The sequence below is a fragment of the Pantoea sp. B566 genome (assembly GCF_024793925.1).
GTDB lineage: Bacteria > Pseudomonadota > Gammaproteobacteria > Enterobacterales > Enterobacteriaceae > Pantoea > Pantoea ananatis.
Map to the genome: position 1 here is coordinate 2,589,972 of NZ_JANUQL010000003.1, position 21,527 is coordinate 2,611,498.

The 21,527-nt window shown below is 52.3% G+C and carries 19 protein-coding genes; 13 read left to right on the forward strand and 6 right to left on the reverse strand.

Going from position 1 to position 21,527, the window contains the following annotated elements; all coding sequences use genetic code 11:
* Nucleotides 1–290 precede the first annotated feature (290 nt).
* The gene (gene mqo, locus NYE92_RS13855; RefSeq protein ID WP_015699333.1) at nucleotides 291–1,904 is read left to right on the forward strand and encodes a malate dehydrogenase (quinone); all 1,614 of its coding nucleotides are present in this window, start codon (nucleotides 291–293) and stop codon (nucleotides 1,902–1,904) included.
* A 108-nt stretch (nucleotides 1,905–2,012) separates the two neighbouring features.
* Here mqo and NYE92_RS13860 read toward each other — a convergent pair whose 3' ends face one another.
* The gene (locus NYE92_RS13860; protein WP_013027645.1) at nucleotides 2,013–2,600 is read right to left on the reverse strand and encodes a LysE family translocator; all 588 of its coding nucleotides are present in this window, start codon (nucleotides 2,598–2,600) and stop codon (nucleotides 2,013–2,015) included.
* 134 nt (nucleotides 2,601–2,734) lie between these two features.
* Between NYE92_RS13860 and NYE92_RS13865 the strand changes: the two genes are divergently transcribed.
* A complete protein-coding gene (locus tag NYE92_RS13865) occupies nucleotides 2,735–4,225 on the forward strand; it encodes a PLP-dependent aminotransferase family protein (RefSeq protein ID WP_013027646.1) in 1,491 nt (496 codons plus the stop codon).
* Here NYE92_RS13865 and NYE92_RS13870 read toward each other — a convergent pair.
* Nucleotides 4,192–4,815: a glutathione S-transferase family protein gene (locus NYE92_RS13870; protein ID WP_259019083.1), complete on the reverse strand. Its 624-nt coding sequence runs from the start codon at nucleotides 4,813–4,815 to the stop codon at nucleotides 4,192–4,194. The genes NYE92_RS13865 and NYE92_RS13870 overlap by 34 nt on opposite strands.
* A gap of 105 nt (nucleotides 4,816–4,920) precedes the next feature.
* On the opposite strand from NYE92_RS13870, the gene NYE92_RS13875 reads away from it, so the two are divergent.
* The gene (locus NYE92_RS13875; protein ID WP_014594858.1) at nucleotides 4,921–5,769 is read left to right on the forward strand and encodes a PhzF family phenazine biosynthesis protein; all 849 of its coding nucleotides are present in this window, start codon (nucleotides 4,921–4,923) and stop codon (nucleotides 5,767–5,769) included.
* 39 nt (nucleotides 5,770–5,808) lie between these two features.
* Here NYE92_RS13875 and NYE92_RS13880 read toward each other — a convergent pair whose 3' ends face one another.
* A complete protein-coding gene (locus NYE92_RS13880) occupies nucleotides 5,809–6,567 on the reverse strand; it encodes an SDR family NAD(P)-dependent oxidoreductase (protein ID WP_259019084.1) in 759 nt (252 codons plus the stop codon).
* A gap of 115 nt (nucleotides 6,568–6,682) precedes the next feature.
* On the opposite strand from NYE92_RS13880, the gene NYE92_RS13885 reads away from it, so the two are divergent.
* From NYE92_RS13885 to NYE92_RS13895, 3 genes are all read left to right on the forward strand, one after another.
* Nucleotides 6,683–7,582 carry a LysR family transcriptional regulator gene (locus NYE92_RS13885; RefSeq protein ID WP_013027650.1) on the forward strand — a complete coding sequence of 300 codons (900 nt, stop codon included), beginning with the start codon at nucleotides 6,683–6,685 and terminating at the stop codon, nucleotides 7,580–7,582.
* Between the two features lie 38 nt (nucleotides 7,583–7,620).
* Nucleotides 7,621–8,640: an inner membrane protein YhjD gene (gene yhjD / locus NYE92_RS13890; RefSeq protein ID WP_014594860.1), complete on the forward strand. Its 1,020-nt coding sequence runs from the start codon at nucleotides 7,621–7,623 to the stop codon at nucleotides 8,638–8,640.
* 277 nt (nucleotides 8,641–8,917) lie between these two features.
* Nucleotides 8,918–10,249, forward strand: coding sequence for an MFS transporter (locus NYE92_RS13895; RefSeq protein ID WP_013027652.1), 1,332 nt, complete (start codon nucleotides 8,918–8,920; stop codon nucleotides 10,247–10,249).
* A gap of 64 nt (nucleotides 10,250–10,313) precedes the next feature.
* Here the strand turns inward: NYE92_RS13895 and NYE92_RS13900 are convergent, their stop codons facing one another.
* Nucleotides 10,314–11,225: a LysR family transcriptional regulator gene (locus NYE92_RS13900; protein WP_013027653.1), complete on the reverse strand. Its 912-nt coding sequence runs from the start codon at nucleotides 11,223–11,225 to the stop codon at nucleotides 10,314–10,316.
* Nucleotides 11,226–11,343: 118 nt separating this feature from the next.
* On the opposite strand from NYE92_RS13900, the gene NYE92_RS13905 reads away from it, so the two are divergent.
* Genes NYE92_RS13905 through NYE92_RS13930 form a run of 6 tightly spaced genes read left to right on the forward strand, consistent with a single transcriptional unit; the run spans nucleotide 11,344 to nucleotide 17,341 of the window.
* Nucleotides 11,344–12,315, forward strand: a complete 972-nt coding sequence (locus NYE92_RS13905) for an amino acid ABC transporter substrate-binding protein (protein ID WP_014594862.1) — start codon at nucleotides 11,344–11,346, stop codon at nucleotides 12,313–12,315.
* A gap of 29 nt (nucleotides 12,316–12,344) precedes the next feature.
* Complete coding sequence (gene hilA, locus NYE92_RS13910) at nucleotides 12,345–13,235, forward strand: L-isoleucine 3(1)-dioxygenase (protein WP_259019085.1); 891 nt, start codon at nucleotides 12,345–12,347, stop codon at nucleotides 13,233–13,235.
* Nucleotides 13,236–13,285: 50 nt separating this feature from the next.
* Nucleotides 13,286–14,026, forward strand: a complete 741-nt coding sequence (gene hilB, locus NYE92_RS13915; protein WP_014604782.1) for a 3(1)-hydroxy-L-isoleucine 4-dioxygenase HilB — start codon at nucleotides 13,286–13,288, stop codon at nucleotides 14,024–14,026.
* Complete coding sequence (locus tag NYE92_RS13920) at nucleotides 14,014–14,748, forward strand: SDR family NAD(P)-dependent oxidoreductase (RefSeq protein WP_014604781.1); 735 nt, start codon at nucleotides 14,014–14,016, stop codon at nucleotides 14,746–14,748. The genes hilB and NYE92_RS13920 overlap by 13 nt, the downstream gene beginning before the upstream one ends.
* 48 nt (nucleotides 14,749–14,796) lie before the next feature.
* A complete protein-coding gene (locus tag NYE92_RS13925) occupies nucleotides 14,797–16,053 on the forward strand; it encodes an acetyl-CoA carboxylase biotin carboxylase subunit family protein (protein WP_013027658.1) in 1,257 nt (418 codons plus the stop codon).
* 46 nt (nucleotides 16,054–16,099) lie between these two features.
* A complete protein-coding gene (locus tag NYE92_RS13930) occupies nucleotides 16,100–17,341 on the forward strand; it encodes an MFS transporter (RefSeq protein ID WP_013027659.1) in 1,242 nt (413 codons plus the stop codon).
* Between the two features lie 118 nt (nucleotides 17,342–17,459).
* Here NYE92_RS13930 and ilvC read toward each other — a convergent pair whose 3' ends face one another.
* Nucleotides 17,460–18,935, reverse strand: a complete 1,476-nt coding sequence (gene ilvC / locus NYE92_RS13935) for a ketol-acid reductoisomerase (RefSeq protein ID WP_259019087.1) — start codon at nucleotides 18,933–18,935, stop codon at nucleotides 17,460–17,462.
* Nucleotides 18,936–19,096: 161 nt separating this feature from the next.
* Between ilvC and ilvY the strand changes: the two genes are divergently transcribed.
* A complete protein-coding gene (gene ilvY, locus NYE92_RS13940; protein WP_013027661.1) occupies nucleotides 19,097–19,978 on the forward strand; it encodes an HTH-type transcriptional activator IlvY in 882 nt (293 codons plus the stop codon).
* Here ilvY and ilvA read toward each other — a convergent pair whose 3' ends face one another.
* Nucleotides 19,979–21,526 (reverse strand): threonine ammonia-lyase, biosynthetic, encoded by a 1,548-nt coding sequence (gene ilvA / locus NYE92_RS13945; RefSeq protein WP_014604779.1) that lies wholly within the window; start codon nucleotides 21,524–21,526, stop codon nucleotides 19,979–19,981. It lies immediately after the preceding gene.
* Between the last annotated feature and the right edge of the window lies 1 nt (nucleotide 21,527).

Below are 21,527 nucleotides of genomic sequence, written 5' to 3' on the forward strand. Positions count from 1 at the left end.
AACTTAACTCACTGAGTTAAAAGAAAAATCCCCCTCATACCCAGCCTGGCATTATGATTATTTCTTATGCTGAATCATTTCTGCATTTAAAAAATAAACAAATGTTTAAATCCGATACGAGAATGTTATATTTGGGCAACAAAGCATAACGTTGAGTTAACTCGTTATCGTCGCTTTAACCCATACCTGAGTCTTAACCCGGAAATAGCGCAACGCGCTCATCAGAAGCGTGACTATTTCGCCTGCAACGCTGTTGAGCTTCAGGTCAACAGAAGAGGAGATGTCGCCTCATGTGCAAATCAGCTGTAAATCTTGCGCTCATGATGAGTGTTAGCGGAAAGGACACCACCAGGGCGCAGGAGCGTAAAGACGTTGATGTACTGCTTATTGGCGCAGGCGTCATGAGTGCTACGTTAGGAACCTGGCTTCAGGATCTGGAACCTGACTGGTCCATCGAAATGGTGGAGCGGCTGGGACACGTAGCGGAAGAGTCTTCAAATGGCTGGAACAACGCGGGTACAGGCCATGCGGCGCTGGCCGAGTTGAACTATACTCCTCAGCGAGCCGATGGCAGTATCGATATCGCCAAAGCCGTTGCGATTAACGAGTCATTCCAAATTTCTCGCCAGTTCTGGGCTTATCACGTTCAGAAAGGCAACCTGCATACGCCGAAAAGCTTTATTCACAGTACTCCGCACATGAGCTTTGTCTGGGGCGATGATAATGTCGCGTTCCTGCGCAAGCGCTTTACTGCCTTACAGAAAAGCACGCTGTTCCGCGGCATGGTTTACTCTGAAGATCCGCAACAAATCGCACAGTGGATTCCGCTGGTCATGAAAGGCCGTGCGTCGAATCAGAAAGTGGCAGCAACCTGGACAGACATGGGCACCGACGTCGATTTCGGTGAAGTGACGCGCCAGCTGATTGCTTCACTGGAGCAAAAAGCCAACTTCCGTTTACGGATGCATCAGGAAGTGCGCGAGATTACCCGCCTTAATGATGGCCGCTGGCAGGTGACGCTCGTCTGCATGAAAGAGGGTACACGCCGCACGTTGACGGCTGGAAAGATCTTTATTGGCGCGGGCGGTGCGGCGCTGCCGCTGCTGCAGAAGGCCGGCATTCCGGAAGCCAACGGCTATGCGGGCTTCCCGGTTGGCGGTTCCTTCCTGGTCACCGAGAATCCAGACGTCGTGAAACAGCACATGGCGAAAGTCTATGGCAAAGCCAGCGTGGGCGCGCCACCGATGTCCGTGCCCCATGTCGATACGCGTGTGCTGAACGGCAAGCAGGTGCTGCTGTTTGGTCCCTTTGCGACCTTCTCGACCAAATTCCTGAAGCAGGGCTCGCTGCTGGATATGTTTGCCTCACTCAACAGCACCAACGTAATGCCCATGATCAAGGTCGGACTGAAAAGCTTTGATCTGGTGAAATACCTGATGGATCAGGTGCTGCAAAGTGACCGCGATCGTATGGATGCACTGCGTGCTTATGTGCCACAGGCGAAACAGGAAGACTGGCGCCTGGTGACGGCCGGGCAGCGCGTGCAAATCATCAAGAAAGATGAGAAAGAAGGCGCAGTGCTGCGTTTAGGCACGGAAGTGGTGTCGTCCGAAGACGGCTCTGTCTCTGCGTTGCTGGGTGCCTCGCCAGGTGCCTCGACCGCCGCGCCGATTATGCTGGAGCTGCTGCATAAGGTCTATCCGGAGCAGATGGCGTCGCCGGAGTGGCAAAATAAAATCCGTGCCGTGGTGCCGTCCTGGGGCCGTAAGCTGAATGGCGATGTGGCGTTGACTGAAAAAGTACTGGCAGAAACCAGCCGTATCCTGCAGCTCAAATATACGCCGGTTACGCCAGTGGCTGCCAACGATGAAGGCCGTGAAACCGCCTATGTCATAGGCAAATAACCCACGGCAGCTCGCAAAACATCATCGCTACGTGCGCATTCGTGGCGATGATGTGCCGGAAATCCAGAACGAAACGTCGCCCTTGACGACCGCGTCAGGCCCACCGAACTAGAGAAGCCTGAAGGCATCGACCAGCATCCAGATCGTGGTCGCCACTAACGACAGCGCCATAAGGCTGTTAAAAAGCTGGCGTTTCCAGTTGATTTGCAGGTGACCGCGCAGGCGGTCACCCAGTGCAGCCCACAATAAAATGCACGGCAGATTGAGCAACATAAAAGCCCCCATCACGGTCAGCACGCCACTGCTGGCGCTGTAGAGCAGTGCCACGTTGCTGGCCATTAACCAGGCTTTTGGATTGATAGCCTGAAAACAGGCCCCACCCACCAGGGTCATGGGCTGCGGCTTTGCACGCGCTTCGGGGGCATTCGCCCGAAATATTTTCCATGACAGCCATAACAAATAACCACATCCCACCAGCGTCAGCGGCAGACGCACAGATGCCATCCAGTGCAGCAGGACTTCCAGCGCCAGCCCCGCAATGGCGGTTTGTAGCGCACAGCCAATCAAAATGCCAAACACCATCGGTAACGTCCGGCGCATACCAAAGTTAACACCGGAAGTGGCGAGCAACAGATTATTTGGCCCCGGCGTAATCGACATCACGGTGACATAACTAAAGAAGGAAGGATCGAGCATAGTGGCGTTCCTGATGAAAGAGAGAACACCATGCTACGATCAGAAAAGCTATGGTAACAGAGACAAGAAATCGCTATTTTGATGGGTACAATCAGAACTGATTCCAACTGTACCTGTTACCTGCGGAGGCAATTGTGTCCCCTGAAACCCAGTCCGAGCACAGGCTTTATCAGCAACTGGCCGACAGCTTTGCCGAGGCCATTCACAAGGGCACGCTAAAACCGGGCAAGCGCTTACCCGCCATCCGGCGCGTTGCTCAGTCACATCAGGTCAGCGTGAACACCGTGCTGAATGCCTGGCAGCTGCTGGAGAATCGCGGTCTGATTGAGGCGCGCCCGCAATCGGGCTACTACGTGCGCGGCGTGCTGCCGGTGGTGACGCGAGATGCCCAGCACTCTGCCCGGGTGGTTCGCGATCCAGGCAATGAGAAGCTGGACTTGATTGATAAGGTTTTCGCCGCACAAAATCATCCGGATTACACCAATATTTCGCTGGCCTGTCCGCAGGACAGTGACCTGTTTCCGTCAGCCAGACTGGCGCGCATTACGGCCTCTCTGCTACGTCGCGATCCACAACTTATTGGTCGCTACGCGCTTCCGCCGGGTAGTGAGCGCTTACGGGAGGAGATTGCGCGACGTGCCTTGCATAGTGGCCAGTCGCTCGCCGCCGATGAGATCACCCTTACCCATGGCTGCATGGAGGCACTTCAGCTGGCACTCAGGGCGGTGACCCGGCCGGGTGATTGTGTCGGTCTGGAATCCCCCACCTATTTCTTCCTGTTTCCCCTGCTGGCATCGCTGGGCCTGAAGGCACTGGAGATTCCTACCGATCCTCAGCGCGGCCTGTCGCTGGATGCACTTGAGATGCTGCTCCAGGAAAAGCGTATTCAGGCGCTGGTTGCCATGCCCTCTGCGCAGAACCCGCTGGGCTTTGGAATGTCGTTGCCCGACAAAAAAAGGCTCGCAAAGTTAGTGAACACTTACAACGTTCCTTTGATCGAGGACGGGCTTTACGATGAGTTGCAGTTTGACTGGCCGCTGTCTCCTACGGTTAAGTCATTCGATCAGCATGGCTGGGTGCTCTACTGCACCAGTTTCACGAAAACCGTTGCGCCCGATTTTCGCATCGGCTGGATTGCAGCCGGCCGCTTTCATGATGCCATTGCACGCCTTAAAGCCGTGTCATCCATGGCGGAATCGGCCCTGCTGTCTGAAACCCTGGCAGAATTTCTTGCCAACGGAGGCTACGACCACCATCTGCGCAGCCTGCGCCGTAGCTATGCCAGCAATCTGGATGAAGCGCGCGGTTTGATTGCGCAGCATTTTCCTCAGGGTACCCGGGCTACGTTACCGCGCGGCGGCTTCGTTTTTTGGGTCGAACTGCCCGGCAATGTGAATACCACAGAGATGTTTACCCGTCTGTTGAAAGAGCAGATTTGTGTCACGCCAGGTGCACTGTATTCGCTGAGCGAGCGCTATAACCATGCATTGCGCCTCTCATGCTGCTATCCGTTTGATCAGCGCTATGTTCGCGCCATCATCCGCGCGGGGGCGGTTGCCTGCGAACTCGCTGGCCTGCCGCCGGGCCGGGATCAGGGCGTGCCATTACGTCCCCAAATGGTATAGCCATGCCGTTCAGTGAGGCGTTCGTAGTAGGTCCGCACGGCCGGTAAATCAGGATGGTCAAGCGGCGTTTCAAACCAGCGGTTAACGGCCAGCCCAATAGGGATGTCCGCCAGACTGAAGTTACGCCCGGCAACGTAGCGACCGGTATGTTCCAGCTGCTGATTGAGGATGCCCATGGTGTGGGACCAGCCTTTACAGGCGGCGGCCAACAGTCTTCGGTCCTGATGGGCGGGCGAATTACGCACCAGTGACATAAACGCATAGCGCCATGAGGTGTTAAGTTCCGTCGACTGCCAGTCCATCCATTGATCCACTGGCGCACGCGCACGCGGATTGTCGGGATAGAGCCAGTCGCCACCGTAGGCGGTGGCCAGATAGCGTAGAATGGCGTTGGACTCCCACATCGTCAGGTCTTCATCAATCAACACCGGGATCATGGCGTTAGGATTAAGCGCGATAAATTCAGGAGAGTGCGTGGATTTGTACCCTTCTCCCCACTCTTCACGTTCGTAGAGCAGGTCCAGTTCGTCACACAGCCAAAGTACTTTGCGCACGTTGATTGAGGAGGCGCGTCCAAGAATTTTTAACATAGCAGGCTCCATCCAGTTGCTTAACTTATTCATAGCCCTGTTAACTGACATAAGCAATTGCCGGAGCAAGAAAAAACATCTTTACCTCATTCACAAGGAGTCAAAATGCACGTTGCGTTTAAACAAGTAGATGTATTTACTTCGGCCGCGTTTAACGGCAATCCCCTGGCCGTCATCATGGATGCACAAGGTCTGGACGACAGCCAGATGGCGGCCATCGCACGCTGGACTAACTTATCTGAAACGACCTTTGTCCTGCCGCCGCAGGATAATCAGGCCGACTACCGCGTGCGTATCTTCACCGTAGAGGGCGAACTGCCCTTTGCCGGCCATCCGACGCTCGGTACCGCTCATGCTTTACTGGAAGCGGGCTTCCAGACAAAAACGCCGGGGGTAATAATTCAGGAATGCGGCGTAGGCAACGTGAAGATAAAAATTGCCGACGACAGCACGCTGGCCTTTGCCGCGCCAAAAGCCACCTTAACACCGTTTCATGATGCGCTTATCAGCGCGGCGCTCAACAGCCATGCGCTCGATACCGCGCAGGATGCCGTGGTGGTCGATATGGGCATCCGCTGGCTGCTGATCCCGATGATCAGTGCCGATGCGGTCCTGGCAATTAAGCCTGATATTGCGGATTTACAGCGGCTTGTCCATCACGCCAACGTCACTGGCATTATGCCATTCGGTCCACTGCCCGCAGGAGAAGCGGAACAGTACGAGGTTCGCGGCCTGATAATTGAGCATGGAAGCCTGACCGAAGATCCGATCACCGGCAGCGCCAATGCCTGTCTGGCACGTTACTTCGCCGCTCAGGGCAAAACGCAGGATTATCGCGTCCGTCAGGGTACTCAGGTAAACCGACAGGGACGCGTGACGGTGGAATATCAGGGCGATACGATCTGGATCGGGGGGAAAACCGTGACGGTGATAGAGGGCACCATCAGGCGCTAACCCGGAAACTGGCACAAGGGCGGCAAAGCCGCCCTAAAATTACAGCGCCTGACCACCCGATGCTTCGATACGCTGCGCAGTGATCCAGCTGGTTTCCTCACTGAGGATGGCGCAAACGGCATCGCCGATATCGTCTGGCAGGCCCACCCGGCCCAGGGCGGTTAATGCGGCGATAGTGTCATTGACCGTTTTATCATCGCGCACGCGCCCGCCGCCAAAGTCGGTCTCAATGGCACCCGGCGCCAGGATGTTAACGCGAATGCGCCGCTCGCCCAGTTCTTTAGCCTGATAGCGCGTCAGCACTTCCATCGCGCCCTTCATTGAGGCATAGGTTCCGGAACCGGGGTACGTCAGGCGGGTTAATCCGCTGGAGATATTCAGAATGCGCCCGCCGTCTGCTATCGCAGGCAATAGCGTCTGAGTCAGGAAGTAAGGCCCCTTGAAATGCACATTCATCAGCGCATCAAATTCAGCCTCGGTGGTCTCAATAAAAGGTTTATAGTGCCCATGGCCGGCATTGTTCACTAAATAATCAAATGTCTCACGCTGCCAGTGCTGTTGCAGTGCATTTTTCACTTCAGACATGAAACGATCAAACTGGCTCAGGTCGCCGACATCCAGCTGGAGCGCCACTGCGCGGCCGCCTACGCTTTCAATTTCCCTTACCACGTCCTGCGCTTCATGTTGATGACTGCGGTAGGTCAGAATGATATCCCTGCCCTTAGTCGCCAGTTTTAGCGCTGCATTCCGGCCTAAACCGCGATTAGCGCCCGTGATCAAGACGATTTTACGATTCATGTTGATTTCCTGTTGCAAAATTGAACACAGGTTGAGGATATTCTTTAATAATTGTTCTATAAACGCTTAAGAACGAGCAGCACTGTTCCACTTACAACAACAATCGGCAGGCCATATGGATAAAATTCATGCAATGCAGGTTTTCGTCAGAGTTGCAGAGATGGGCAGTTTTACGGCAGCAGCAGAAAGTCTTGGGCTGCCAAAAGGAAGCGTCTCGCGACAAATTCAGGCGCTGGAAAATCAGATGGGAACGCGTCTTTTGCACCGCACCACTCGTCGGGTGCAACTTACCCAGGATGGCTTAGTTTATTACGACCGCTGTCTGGATTTGCTGTCGATGATTAGTGATATGGATAGCCTGTTCCAGCACGATCCCGCCACTTTAAGCGGTAAGCTACGGGTGGATATGTCCGCCGCGATGGCGACCGATCTGATCCTGCCCCGCCTGCCAGAATTTTTGCAGCATTATCCCGGCGTTGAAATCGAGCTCAGCAGCAACGATCGCCAGGTTGACGTTATCCGCGAAGGGTTTGACTGCGTGATCCGCGTTGGCGAGCTGAAGGATTCGGGCCTCATCGCCCGCCGTATCGGCACCCACACCTTAATTAACTGCGCCAGCCCTGGCTATCTTTCACGTTTTGGCCGGCCGATTCGGCTTGAAGAGCTGTCGCAGCATGCCATGGTGCATTACAGTCAGCAGCTCGGCCAGCCTGCCCAGGGCTTTGAGTTTTTCGATGGCAAGCAGTGCCACTATGTGCACACCGGCGGGGTTGTCACCGTCAACAGCACCGAAACCTATCGCGCGGCCTGCCTCGCGGGGCTGGGCATTATCCAGGTGCCGACCGTGGGGATTCACAAATATCTGGAAAGCGGTGAGTTGGTGGAGGTGCTGCATGCCTTCCCGGCAAAACCGATGCCGATTCATTTACTTTATCCCCATCGCCGTAACGTCGCCCGTCGCGTTCGGGTATTTATGGAGTGGTTAAGTCAGGTGCTTCAGGAGTATGTCACCTGAGAGGCTATAATGTGTTTTTTACGTTTAACAGGAAGTGAATGTCTATGACAGACGAACAGGACAACGCAAAAGACGCACAGTCACCCAAACCACTGATTGATATCAAAACAGGCAACAAGTCTGTCGATCGTTCGATCGTGCGGGTTTCACGTTTTGCCACCTGGTTTCAGGCCATACCCGCCGTTGCCCATTTTATTCGTGCGCTTGACCGGTTTAACGATCGTCTCGGTAGCCAGTTTGGCGCAGCCATTACCTATTTTTCATTTTTATCATTAATCCCGATTTTAATGGTGTCCTTTGCCGCCGTGGGTTTTGTGCTGGCATCGAATCAGGATCTGCTGACCGATATCATCAACAAAATCGTCAGCAGCATCAGCGATCCCTCACTGGCAACGACCTTGAAAAATACCGTCAACACGGCCATTCAACAGCGCGCGACCGTGGGGATTACGGGTCTGCTGTTGGCGCTATATTCGGGCCTGAACTGGATGGGCAACCTGCGGGAAGCGATTCGCGCTCAGTCGCGTGACGTCTGGGAACGCCAGCCCGACGATAAAGAGAAAATCTGGAAACGCTATATTCGCGACTTCTTATCGCTGACAGGATTGATGCTGGCTCTGGTCATTACCCTGTCGTTAACCTCTGTCGCAGGCTCTGCCCAGGCGATGATCGTGAGCGCGTTAGGTCTGGATGGCATCGAATGGTTACGTCCTGCGCTGACAATTATCGCGACCTCGATTTCCGTAATGGCAAACTATTTGTTGTTCCTGTGGATTTTCTGGATTTTGCCTCGCCATAAGCCCCGTAAGAAGGCGCTGCTGCGCGGTACGCTGCTGGCGGCAGTGGGTTTCGAAATCATCAAGTTTGTCATGACGCTGACCTTACCAAAACTGGCCACCTCGCCCTCAGGTGCCGCATTTGGGTCGGTATTGGGATTAATGGCCTTCTTTTATTTCTTTGCTCGTCTGACGCTGTTTTGCGCCGCATGGATTGCCACCGCGAAATACAAAGACGATCCGCGTATGCCGGAAAAAGGCGCGCTAACCACTCACAAATGACAATACTGCGTTAAACCAGCGTAAAATATCCCCCTCCGGTTATTTATTCATCAACTTACAGGATGAATAACTGAGGGGTCACTTTTCTTCAGCGCTTTCTTAGAGTATCTCGCCATATTTGCGTCACTTAACGCTGCCATTCTCCGGCATTTAACACATCACAAAAATTTTCCACTTTTGCCGGCGCAACGTCGCTAACCACGCGGCTTTCCGCCATTGAATGCCGTTATACAGGTGCGTAAGATTCCCTATCTGTCATTAAAAATAAGAAACATTTATGCAAGCCTCCATCTCAGAACCGCTCGATCAGCAAAACGATCCCACGCCAGTAAACTCACGAAGTAAAGTGGTTATCGCCTCGCTGGTTGGCACCGCTATCGAATTCTTCGATTTCTATATTTATGCCACCGCAGCCGTCATCGTTTTCCCTCATATCTTCTTTCCTCAGGGTGATGCGACCGTCGCGACGTTGCAGTCGCTGGCCACCTTTGCGATTGCGTTCATCGCCCGTCCCATCGGCTCTGCCCTGTTTGGTCACTTTGGCGATCGCGTAGGCCGTAAAGCCACCTTGGTTGCCTCACTGCTGACGATGGGGATCTCGACCGTGGTTATCGGTTTATTACCCAGCTACCAGAGCATTGGCGTTCTGGCTCCGCTGCTGTTGGCGCTGGCGCGTTTTGGTCAGGGGTTGGGCCTGGGCGGTGAGTGGGGCGGCGCAGCCCTGCTGGCGACGGAAAATGCACCTGCCAAAAAGCGGGCGCTGTACGGCTCCTTCCCGCAGTTGGGCGCACCGATTGGCTTTTTCTTTGCCAACGGCACCTTTCTACTGCTCTCCTGGCTGCTGACCGATGAGCAATTTATGCAATGGGGCTGGCGCGTCCCTTTTGTTCTGTCTGCCGTACTGGTCTTGATTGGTCTGTACGTACGCGTATCGCTGCATGAAAGCCCGGTATTCGCCAAAGTACAGAAAGAGAAGAAACAGGTACGTGTGCCGATTGCCTCGCTCCTGAGCAAACATCTGACGGCAACGATACTTGGCACCTTTATCATGCTTGCCACCTATACGCTGTTTTACATCATGACCGTTTACTCAATGAGTTACGGCACCGCCGCCGCGCCAGCCGGACTGGGGATATCCCGTAACAGTATGCTGTGGATGCTGATGATGGCGGTGATTGGATTTGGCGTGATGGTGCCGATTGCGGGCCTGCTTGCTGACCGCTTTGGTCGCCGTAAAACCATGATCGTCATTACGCTGATGATTATTGGCTTTTCATTCCTGTTTCCGGCCATGCTGGGATCCGGCTCTCAGGCGCTGGTGATGGCGTTCCTGCTGCTGGGCTTGAGCATTATGGGGCTGACGTTTGGCCCGATGGGTGCGCTGCTGCCTGAGCTGTTCCCGACGGAAGTGCGTTATACCGGCGCATCCTTCTCCTATAATCTGTCGTCGATTTTAGGTGCGTCGGTTGCGCCCTATATTGCGACCTGGCTGAACGCGCACTATGGCTTGTACGCTGTCGGATTGTACCTGGCTTCCATGGCTTTCCTGACGCTGATTGCACTGATTGCCTGCAAAGAAACCCGGCATCAAACGCTGTATGAAGTGTGATACCCGATAACGCTAAAGATACTCAACCCGGCTCAGGCCGGGTTTTTTATCGTTTCCGATCACGCTATTTCGCTTTAAGCCAGGCCATAAAATCGTCGATAAAGACACGGGTTTTTAGTGGTAACAGACGGTTGGGTAAGGTAATGGCGTAAGTGGTCATTGAGAGCGTATTTTCAATCCGCCAGTCTGGTAACACGCGGCGTAACTGCCCGTTGAGCAAATAACCATTTGCAATAAAGGTGGGGATTAACGCAATACCCACACCCTGCAATATCGCATCGATCATGGCATCACTGTTATTTATCATCAGCCGGGGCGTGAGTGTAACGCTCTCCATCGTGTCGTTTAACCAGAAACGCCATTCACCGCGAAACTGTGCGTCGTCAGGGAAGAAAATATTATGCTGTTTGAGGTCGCCCGGCATATCAGGCAGCCTTTGATCGTAGTGCTCTGCACATACTAAAACATAGTCAACAGGCATTAATGCCCGCGCTACCATATTGATGGGTGGCGTATCCGTGACGCGCAATGCCAGGTCGTACGACTCATGCGTGAGGTTAATCAGATGGTCAGTGAGATTGAGCTCAATATTGATTTCAGCATAGCGTCGCAGAAAACCAGGCAGGAACGGCGTCAGTAAAATCTTCCCAAGCGTTGTCGGCGCAGTAATACGCAGTAACCCCTTAGGGACATCGCTGTAACTGTCTGCCTGAGAAAACAGGGATTTAGTTGCGGCGATAACTGATAAAGCCTGGTGATATATTTCCTGTCCGGCCTCGGTCACAGCGAGCGCGCGCGTCGAGCGGGTAAAGAGTAAAACATTTAGCCTTTTTTCCAACCTGTCTATCATACGACTCACTGAAGACGGCGTCATGGATAGCGCTCTGGCAGCTGAGGAAAAGCTACCACTTTCAACCACCTGAACAAACAAAACCAATCCAGGCAAGACTTCCGTTAATTCATTTATGTTCTTCACGCACAGCTCTTTTGCATCTCAACTATCTAGCCAAGCTAGCACTGAACAGTATGATGTTCAACAGAGGTTTACATCCGTGAAACCTTATTATTCTTAATACTTTAATTACAGGCTAGCTATGTTTGAACATGCAGTAATCAAACGCATTGAACAACATGACGTATTAAATGTTGGTGTGAGTTTAGGTTTTAAAGGCCTTTCGCAGCGCGATCCCCTCAACAACAGCTGGAATGGATTTGATATTGATTTGGCACGCGCTGTGGCTATCAGCGTGCTGGGAGACGGCGGCAAAATCCATTTTATACCTTTGCAATCGGCTGATCGCTTCCAGGCCCTACGTGATGGCGTCATCGATCTTGGCACCTTTAACGCTAGCGTGACCTTTCAGCGCGAAGCGGAGTACGGCATTAATTTCCTACATCCGATGTTGTTTGATGGGGAAGTGCTGATGACTCCGCGCAGTAACCTCACTGAAGAAACGCCACAAGCCAGGTTCACTCGTCAGCGTCGTATTGCTGCGATGCGTGGCTCAACAACTGAAGAGAACCTCACTCGCTATTTTGATGAACTTAACCTGCCCTGTGAGATTCTGCTATTTGACTCTCCGCAGCAAGCGAGGCAAGCCTACGAATCAGGAGAATGTGATATCTACTGTCTGGATGGTTATCTGCTAGCGGGTGAACATCACCAGTTAACAGACAGCAGCCAACATCTTATCCTGGACGATCGCATTTCACTTGAGGCAATGGCACCCGCCGTTAGCGCCAGTGATTCACAGTGGTATATTGCGACAAAATGGGTTATGCGCGCACTGATTGAAGCTGAGAATCTGGGTATTACCCAAAAAAACATTTTAGAAAAAAGTGATAATCCTGAGGGTTATTTAAAAACGTTTCTCTATCCCGATGTGAATTTGTGTTCGCAACTCGGTCTACAACCTGACTTTATTAGAGAGATAATACGTAAAATTGGCAACTATGGTGAGATTTTTGAGCGTAACCTGGGTAAAAACTCAGAATTAAAACAACAGCGCCGCGACAATAAACCTTGGGCGGAAGGCGGAATGCTCTGGTCACCTCTTTTTATTTGATTTCTTAAATTCAATGGCATGGAAACATTATGACTGATTTACTGACCTTAGAACCTACGCAAACAATATTAACGGGTTCAAAAAAAACAAACTTTGGCTATCTGGAATCAACAGATGGCGTTATTAACTTCTCCATTGTTAAAAACATTATTCTTAACGGCCATCATCATGGCAATGTTTTATATGTTATTCGTAATTACGCATCAAAAGCCGTGTGCGAAAAACTTGCAAAAAACTTTGATTACAGGGTCACCCAAAGTGGAGGGAATCGCGCTGACGATGGCTTTGTTTTAACCAATCAGATCGGTGCAACGCAGTTTTCGCGTAATGGTGAACAATATATTCATGAGGTCAATCGTGTGAACCAAAGCGTCGCCGACCTGATGAAAGCAACCAGCGCAGAAGATAGTGAATCACTTTTCCTCAACCTGACGCTGGAAAAAGAATTTTTAGAACGAGGTATTCATTTTGGTCCGGCACGATTCAAAAACGGCTATGCCTGTTTTGCAACCTTTCGTCGCTGGCTTGATAACGGTGTGATGTCACTTATGCCACATGAAGATATGGCACAGGTTGACTTTGCAAAAGAAGACGGCTTTGAGATTGCGAATACTCAAACTGTAACAGCCTATAATGTTTGTCTGGAAGCTGCGCAGGGTGGTGGCCAACTTAAAATCTGGAATCTCATTCCCGACCAGGTGTGCCGTGAAACACTTGGCGTAACACGAACAGGTTATCCTTATCCACCCCATCTGTTAAATGAAACCGAATCCCTTTCTGTTCAGCTTAATGCTGGCGATCTTTACTTTATGAATGCTTGTCACTTACACGGCGTAAGCATTGTAAGTGAAGGAAGCCGACTCACTGCTGGACGATTTATTGGAAAACTGAATGACCGTAAGGTGGTTTACTGGACATAGCTTATGGAATGTATTTAAAACTATCCTTTTAATGCAGAGATAAATAAACGATGGAATATGCAACGCATCTCTCCAGGCAAGGCTATGCCTTTATTCCCGGTGATTATTATCGTTCAATTGAAGCCATGCAGTTTTCGAATAAAGAAGATTTCTTAGATGAGCTGGAAGAATTAAAAAAAGGCTATGAGAATTTACTTCTTGATCCTTATTCGCCAGGAAACCGCTGGCGCGGTTATGCTCAATGCAAAAAAAATGAAAAGGGCGAATTAACCTTTGGAAAATTCAACCCTTATAAACAAACAAAAGCTTTTAATCCTGATACTGGTGATATTGTTCGCGATTATCCGCTATTGCCTGAAGCGATCACCCGCAATCGTCTGTTTCAAACGCTGTTGCACGATGATTTATCGTTAGTAGACGCTTATGAAAGCATTGGCCCTGTCGACAGCCTGACCATTGGCATTCATTTTTTTCGTTATCAGGCCACGGAAAATGAGCCTGCTTATAGCTCGCCCGTCTGGCTGCATAAAGACGATGAAGACGTGGTGTTTGTGCATATGATTAATGCCTCACCGAATATGCTGGGCGGAGACAGTCTGATTGCCAGCCATCCTCGCAGCATTGATCGCGTGCTGCGTCTGGAACAGCTTTTTGACACCTTAGTGGTTAATCACGACAAACTTCATGCCGTCACTCCCGTTGGCGCACGTGAAAACAGTGGCCCTGCTCAACGCGACATCATTCTGATCACGTTTCAGAAAAACGAGGAGAAGACAGCATGTCCGGTCTGAAGCTTAAAGCCATTATCACGGGGGCATCCAGCGGAATTGGCCGCGCGCTGGTCAAGGCTTTCCTGGACAAAGGTTATCAGGTTGAGGGTATCGATCGTTCATCATCGGAATTTAACGATACGTCAGCCTATCGCCATCATCAGCTGGACGTGACTGACTCAGTCAGCCTGGCTGCACTTTTCGAAACTCTGGAGTATGGCGAGGCTAATAACGTTCTGATTAACTGTGCCGGTACGCGTGAAATTTGCAGTATCGCGGATTTAACGCTGGCGCAGTGGGAATCCGTTTTTGCCCTTAACGTGACAGCCAGTTTTATAGCAGGTCGTGCTTTTTGCCAACAGTTGGTAAACCAGAACCGCCCCGGAAATATGGTTAATTTGGCCTCCGTTTCAGGATTGATGGGCGAGCCTGATCGAACGGCTTATGTCTCATCAAAACACGCCGTCATCGGCCTGACGAAACAACTGGCACTCGAATACGGCAAACACGGTATTCGTGTCAATGCGATTGCGCCCGGCGTTATTCGTACGCCACTGACGGAGTCTTATTACCACGATGACTCGCAGCTTGAAAAAATTAAGCGTGGCCAGTTTTTACCGGTACTAGGTGAGACAGGTGACGTTGCCGCAGCGGCACTTTATCTGACCGCCCCGGAGAATCGTTTTGTCACAGGTTCAACACTGGTCATCGATGGTGGCTGGACGCTGGGAAAAGATCTTTAACTTTCTTGGGTCAGATAAACGGCCCAACCTCTTTGCAGGAGAAGCAACATGGATAAGCGTTATATATTAATCTTAGGCGGCGAGTTTTCCCTTCGTGAACGTGTATTAGCCGGTGCACTGCGCGCAGCAGGCGGAATGCAGGTGCTCACCATGGCAAAAAATCGTACCAGTGCCGCAATCAAATTTTTTGACGGCTATTTGTCAGGTGATGTCGCCGATGAAAACGCCGTATTGGATGCGGTAAAAGCCCATGAGGCCTCAACCGGATGCAAACCCGCCGCGGCTATCCCCATGAATGATTTCACTGTCCGCGCCGCCAGTCTGGTGGCTGAACATTATCAGCTTCACGGTAATAGTCGTCAGACTATTCATAATTGCCGTGACAAGTTTGTCATGAAGCAACTGCTGGAGAAGGCCGGATTACCGGTGCCACGTTTTGCCGCATTCAGTACGCTGGAAGAACTCAGACACCATATTCGTGATATTGGGCTGCCTGTCGTTATTAAGCCCCGTGAAATGGCAGGTAGTCTTGGTGTTCTGAAGATTACCCGTGAAGAGGAGATTGAACCGAGCTTTGCCAGAAGTGTGGCTGACGTCATCTCACTTAACGGTGAATCCTATGCTCCCGAAGACCTGTTCCAGGTGGAAGAGTACATTCCCTCCCTTCAGGAAGTCAGCGTCGAGGTAATAAATCAAGGTGACTACCACAAAGCTATTGCGGTAACGGATAAATACCTGGGCGAGGAACCTCATTTTGTTGAAGTGGGGCACAGTGTCCCTTCCGTTCATGCCAGTAACCCACAGTTGCGGGATATCGCGGAGCGCGCCTGTCATGCCCTGGGCATTCATTATGGCGTGGCGCATTTTGAAGCGCGAATTACCCCCGCCGGAGAGATCAAAATCATTGAAGTGGGTGCCCGCACCGGCGGCGACACGATTATGGATCTGGTTGAACGGAGCTATGGCATTAATCCTTATGAGCTGCATGTAGCAAGCCATTTAAACGCCCTTAAACCTCTTGCAGAACCTTTAGTGCCGAAAGGCCTGAGTGCGGTGGCCTTTATAAAAGCGCCTGTCGGTACAATTGAGAAAGTGACACTTCCTGCCAGCCTTCCTGATCACATTGTGAATATGCAGATCACCGCAAAACCGCTGGATACATCGAAGAAGCTCGAGTCCTGGAAAACACGTGAGGGATCGGTAGAGTTTTTTTGGCCCAGCCGGAAACCGGAAACCGGTTTTAATGAGCATCTACGCACAGCGGATGACCTGGCGACTACGCTCTTTACCTTACGCCAGGCGTAATTATTTTTGAGCCGCTGCAAAGCGGCTTTCAAGCAGGAGTACCCTTATGTCTGCTGAAAACTTCGGTTTAAAGCGCTTCGTTTTTTCCCGTTTTGTCGGCGCGTTGTGCGATCAGTTCTTACTGTTTGCTGTTCCTCTGGCTATTCTCAAGGCGACAGGGTCGCTTACGCTTTCATCCCTGGCCTTTGTCATTGAATGGCTGCCACGCATTATTTTCTTCCCGTTATCGGGATTTATGGCTGACCGCATCAAGCCCCGTTTCATCTTTTTCAATGTCGATGCTCTTCGTGCCTTACTGATGGGGGCCGTCTTCGCCCTTCTTTACTGGTATCCGGGGTCAACTTTTCCGGCCCTGGCCGCGATGATGGCTTTGTTGTCTGTAGCCTATGTACTCAACTTTGTGGCCACGGATGCCCTCTTGCCTCGTCATTTGTCCAGTGAAGCCTTGCCGAAAGCCCACTCCATGCTCCAGGGCGTCGATCAAATCACTATGGTATTGGGGCCTGCTATCGCGGTTGCGATTTCTTCGTGGGGCGGCATCGACAGCATTTTGATCGTCGCAGCTGTTCTGTTTGCCATTTCGGCTATTAATTATCTTTTTTTGGAAACACACGATCTAGAGGTGACGGAAAAGCTAGGGTTTCATACCTTACTGGCATCTAACCGAACGGCATTGCACGTGCTCAAGAAAAACAAAATACTGCTGCATCTTTGCGCCCTGACCTGGGTCGTGAATCTGGTTTACGGCGCGGCACTGGTCGTGAGCGCAGCGGTCATTTTAAAAGAGTTCAACCTGTCCGATCGCTACTTTGGCGCCTTGCAGACAACAGCAGCTCTCGTCACTATCGTGGCATTCTTCTTTGTTCCCAGGTTTGCCAGCCGCTTTGGTTTGTCCACGTTGGGAACATTTTCGTTTTGCGCCATGATTCTTGCGGGTGCCATAATGTCGCTGTCCGTTGATTACGCAATGTATCTGGCAGGCTATGCTGTGCTGATGGCTTTTGACGGTGCATTCAGTGTTTATTTGCGCACGTTGAGAAGCCAGGTCATTCCTAAAGAACATTTAGGGAAAACCATGGGAATTATTGGCTTGATGAACATGTGTTCAGTACCGGCGAGTGGGGCTGTGGTATCGCTGCTGTCCGGGCATTTTATGCCGCTGCAAATCATTAGCATTATTCTGGTTGCCGCATTAGTGTTTGGCTTGCTTTTGATTTTCTTCGGGCGCCGTGTCTTTGGCTATAAAAGTTTATTACCCCCAGTGATCGTGTCAGAGCCATCCTGTTAACTTTTTTCATACCTGAATTTTCATAACAAGCCGCAGGCTTAATACATAAAAAGGGCGCAGCCAGATGGCTGCGCCCTTTTTGCATGTGCTGTTTTGCTGAAAACAGTGGCGGTGCGGCTTAGCCCGCAACCGCGATGCGTTTCATATCCGTCATGTAGCCACGCAGTTTGCGACCTACCTGCTCGATAGGATGCTGACGAACGGCCTCGTTAACGTCGCGCAGCTGTGCGTTATCCACCTGAGTGCCTTCAATGGCTTTGCCCAGATCGCCCGGCTGCAGCGTGGTCATGAACTCATTCAGCAGTGGAACGGCCGCGAAGGAGAACAGGTAGTTACCGTACTCAGCGGTATCAGAAATCACCACGTTCATTTCGTACAGGCGCTTACGGGCAATGGTGTTGGCAATCAGCGGCAGCTCATGCAGCGATTCGTAGTAAGCCGACTCTTCGATGATGCCTGCATCAACCATTGTTTCAAATGCCAGCTCAACGCCCGCTTTGACCATCGCAACCATGACAACGCCTTTATCGTAGTACTCCTGCTCTTCGATTTTGCCATCGAACTGAGGTGCGGTTTCGAACGCAGTTTTACCGGTCTCTTCGCGCCAGGTCAGCAGTTTCTTATCGTCGTTAGCCCAGTCGGCCATCATGCCCGCAGAGAAATCGCCGGAAATGATGTCATCCATGTGCTTCTGGAACAGAGGGGCCATGATGCCTTTCAGCTGCTCAGACAGCGCGTAAGCACGCAGTTTGGCCGGATTCGACAGGCGATCCATCATCAGCGTAATGCCACCAAACTTCAGGGATTCGGTGATGGTTTCCCAGCCAAACTGAATCAGTTTTTCGGTGTATGCCGCATCGTGACCTTCTGCCACCAGCTTGTCGAAGCACAGCAGAGAACCGGCCTGCAGCATGCCGCATAGAATGGTCTGCTCACCCATCAGGTCAGATTTCACTTCCGCAACGAAAGAGGATTCCAGCACGCCAGCACGGTCGCCACCGGTGGCAGAAGCCCAGGCTTTGGCGATCGCCATGCCTTCACCTTTTGGATCGTTTTCCGGGTGAACCGCGATCAGCGTCGGAACACCGAAACCACGCTTGTATTCTTCACGCACTTCGGTGCCGGGGCACTTCGGCGCAACCATCACGACGGTGATGTCTTTACGGATGGTTTCGCCCACTTCAACAATGTTGAAACCGTGTGAATAGCCCAGCGCGGCACCGTCTTTCATCAGTGGCTGTACAGCCTGAACAACGGCGGAGTGCTGTTTGTCCGGCGTCAGGTTGACCACCAGGTCCGCCTGTGGAATCAGTTCTTCGTAAGTGCCAACTTTAAAACCATTTTCTGTCGCTTTACGGAATGAGGCACGTTTTTCAGCGATGGCTTCTGCACGCAGCGTATAGGACACATCCAGACCCGAATCACGCATGTTCAGGCCCTGATTCAGACCCTGAGCACCACAGCCCACAATCACAATCTTTTTGCCTTTCAGGAAGCTGGCGCCATCCGCGAATTCGTCACGCCCCATAAAACGACATTTGCCCAGTTGCGCTAACTGGTTGCGCAGATTCAGTGTATTGAAGTAATTAGCCATGGGTACTCCGGTTAAATGTTGTGTTTGCTTTTGTCTGAGGACGGCATAAGGTTCAGCGCCGCGAATGACCCCATCATATGACAGGATTTCTGTTGCTTAAATTGATATATTAACAACGTTACATTGCAATAATTGCAATGCCGTCCTGAGGTGGACCCCCTATGGATTTACGCGATCTCAAATTGTTTTTGCATCTGGCAGAAAGCTGCCATTTTGGCCGCACCGCACGCGCCATGCACGTCAGCCCTTCCACGCTGTCGCGCCAGATCCAACGCCTGGAAGAGGATGTGGGCCACGCCTTATTTCTGCGCGATAACCGCACCGTGGCGCTCACCGAAGCGGGCGAAAGACTTAAGCTGTTTGCCCAACAAACCTTACTGCAGTATCAACAATTGCGCCATGCTATGGATCTCAATGGTCCTTCACTTAGTGGTGAACTGCGCCTGTTTTGCTCGGTGACCGCCGCGTACAGCCATCTGCCCCCTATTCTGGATCGCTTTCGCGCCGAGCATCCTCAGGTCGAAATCAAACTCACCACCGGCGATGCGGCGGATGCGATTGAAACGGTGCAGTCGGGCAATGCAGACCTGGCTATCGCGGGCCGGCCTGAGTCGCTACCGGCCAGCATCGACTTCACCACGCTGGGGCTGCTGCCGCTGGGGCTGATTGCGCCTGCGCTGCCCTGCCCGGTACGCAGTCAGGCAACGGAAGAGGCACCTGACTGGACGCAGATTCCGTTTATTTTGCCCGAGCAGGGGCCGGTTCGTCGGGCCATTGAGCTGTGGTTTCGTCGTCACCGCATTGTTAACCCGTTGATTTACGCCACGGTTGCGGGCCATGAAGCGATCGTTTCCATGGTGGCGCTTGGCTGTGGCATTGCCCTGTTGCCGGATGTGGTGCTGGAAAACAGCCCTGAGCCGGTACGTAACCGGGTGTTACCGCTGGAGAACGTGGAGTCCGTTGCACCACTGGAGCTGGGAGTTTGCGTACAAAAAAAGCGGCTCGGGGAGCCGCTTATCAGTGCGTTCTGGCATCAGTTGTAGTTACTGACCGGCCAGGAAAAAGCGGAACGCCGGGTTATGGGTTTCGTCGTGGAAATCATAGCCCAGGTCGGTAAGGTGCTCTTCAAAACGTGGCTCATCGCTGCCGAGCTCAAACGCCGTGAGCACCCGACCATAATCCGTGCCGTGGCTGCGGTAATGGAACAACGAGATATTCCAGTGCGTGCCCAGCGTTTGCAGAAATTTGAGCAACGCACCGGGCGCTTCCGGGAATTCAAAGCTAAACAAACGCTCACGCAGCGGCTTGGAAGGCCGTCCGCCCACCATGTAACGCACATGCAGCTTCGCCATCTCATCGTCAGACAGATCCACCACCTGATAGCCGTTTTCCGTTAACTGACTAATGATCTCTGCTCGCTCTTCCATCCCGCGCGTCAGGCGCACCCCCACAAAGATGCAGGCTTTGTCGGTGTCGGCATAGCGATAGTTGAATTCGGTAATCGAGCGACCACCCAGCGTCTGGCAGAACTTCAGGAAACTGCCCTGCTGTTCCGGTATGGTGACGGCCAGAAGCGCTTCACGTTGTTCACCCAGCTCGCAGCGTTCAGAAACATAGCGCAAGCCATGGAAGTTAACGTTAGCACCCGACAACACGTGCGCCAGGCGCTCGCCTTTGATGTCATGCTGCTGAACGTATTTCTTCATGCCTGCCAGCGCCAGCGCCCCTGAAGGCTCCGCCACGGCGCGCACATCTTCAAACAGATCTTTCATGGCCGCGCAGATCGCATCGCTGTCCACGGTGACGATATCGTCGAGAAATTCCTGACACAGGCGGAAGGTTTCATTACCGATGCGTTTCACCGCCACACCTTCGGCAAATAATCCCACGCGCGGTAAATCTACCGGCTCACCGGCGTCCAGCGCTGCCTTCAGGCAGGCTGAATCCTCTGACTCTACGGCAATCACTTTGATTTGCGGCATCAGCTGTTTGATCAGGACGGCCACACCGGCAGCCAGACCGCCGCCGCCCACCGGGACAAAGACCCGATCGAGATGGGCGTCCTGCTGCAGCAGTTCCATCGCCAGCGTACCCTGTCCGGCAATAACCGCCGGATGGTCAAACGGTGGGACAAAGGTGTAACCCTGCTGCGTCGCTAACTCGATAGCTTTAGCTTTTGCCTCATCAAAGTTGGCACCAAACAGAAAGGCTTCTCCGCCAAATGCACGCACGGCATCCACCTTAATGTCGGCAGTGGCAAGCGGCATCACGATCAGCGACTTGATGCCCAGCTTCGTGGCGGATAAGGCAACGCCCTGAGCATGGTTACCCGCAGACGCGGTGACGACGCCGCGTGCTTTCTGCTCTTCGTTAAGTCCGGCAATCATCGCGTAAGCACCGCGCAGTTTAAAACTGTGCACCGGCTGGCGATCTTCTCGCTTGACCAGAATGGTATTGCCCAGTCGCGCAGAGATTTTTTCCATCTTCTGCAGTGGGGTAACCTGTGCCACTTCGTATACCGGTGAACGCAATACAGCGCGCAAATACTCGGCGCCGCAGGGCGCCTCGGGTAGCGGTTGAGCCTCAGCCATT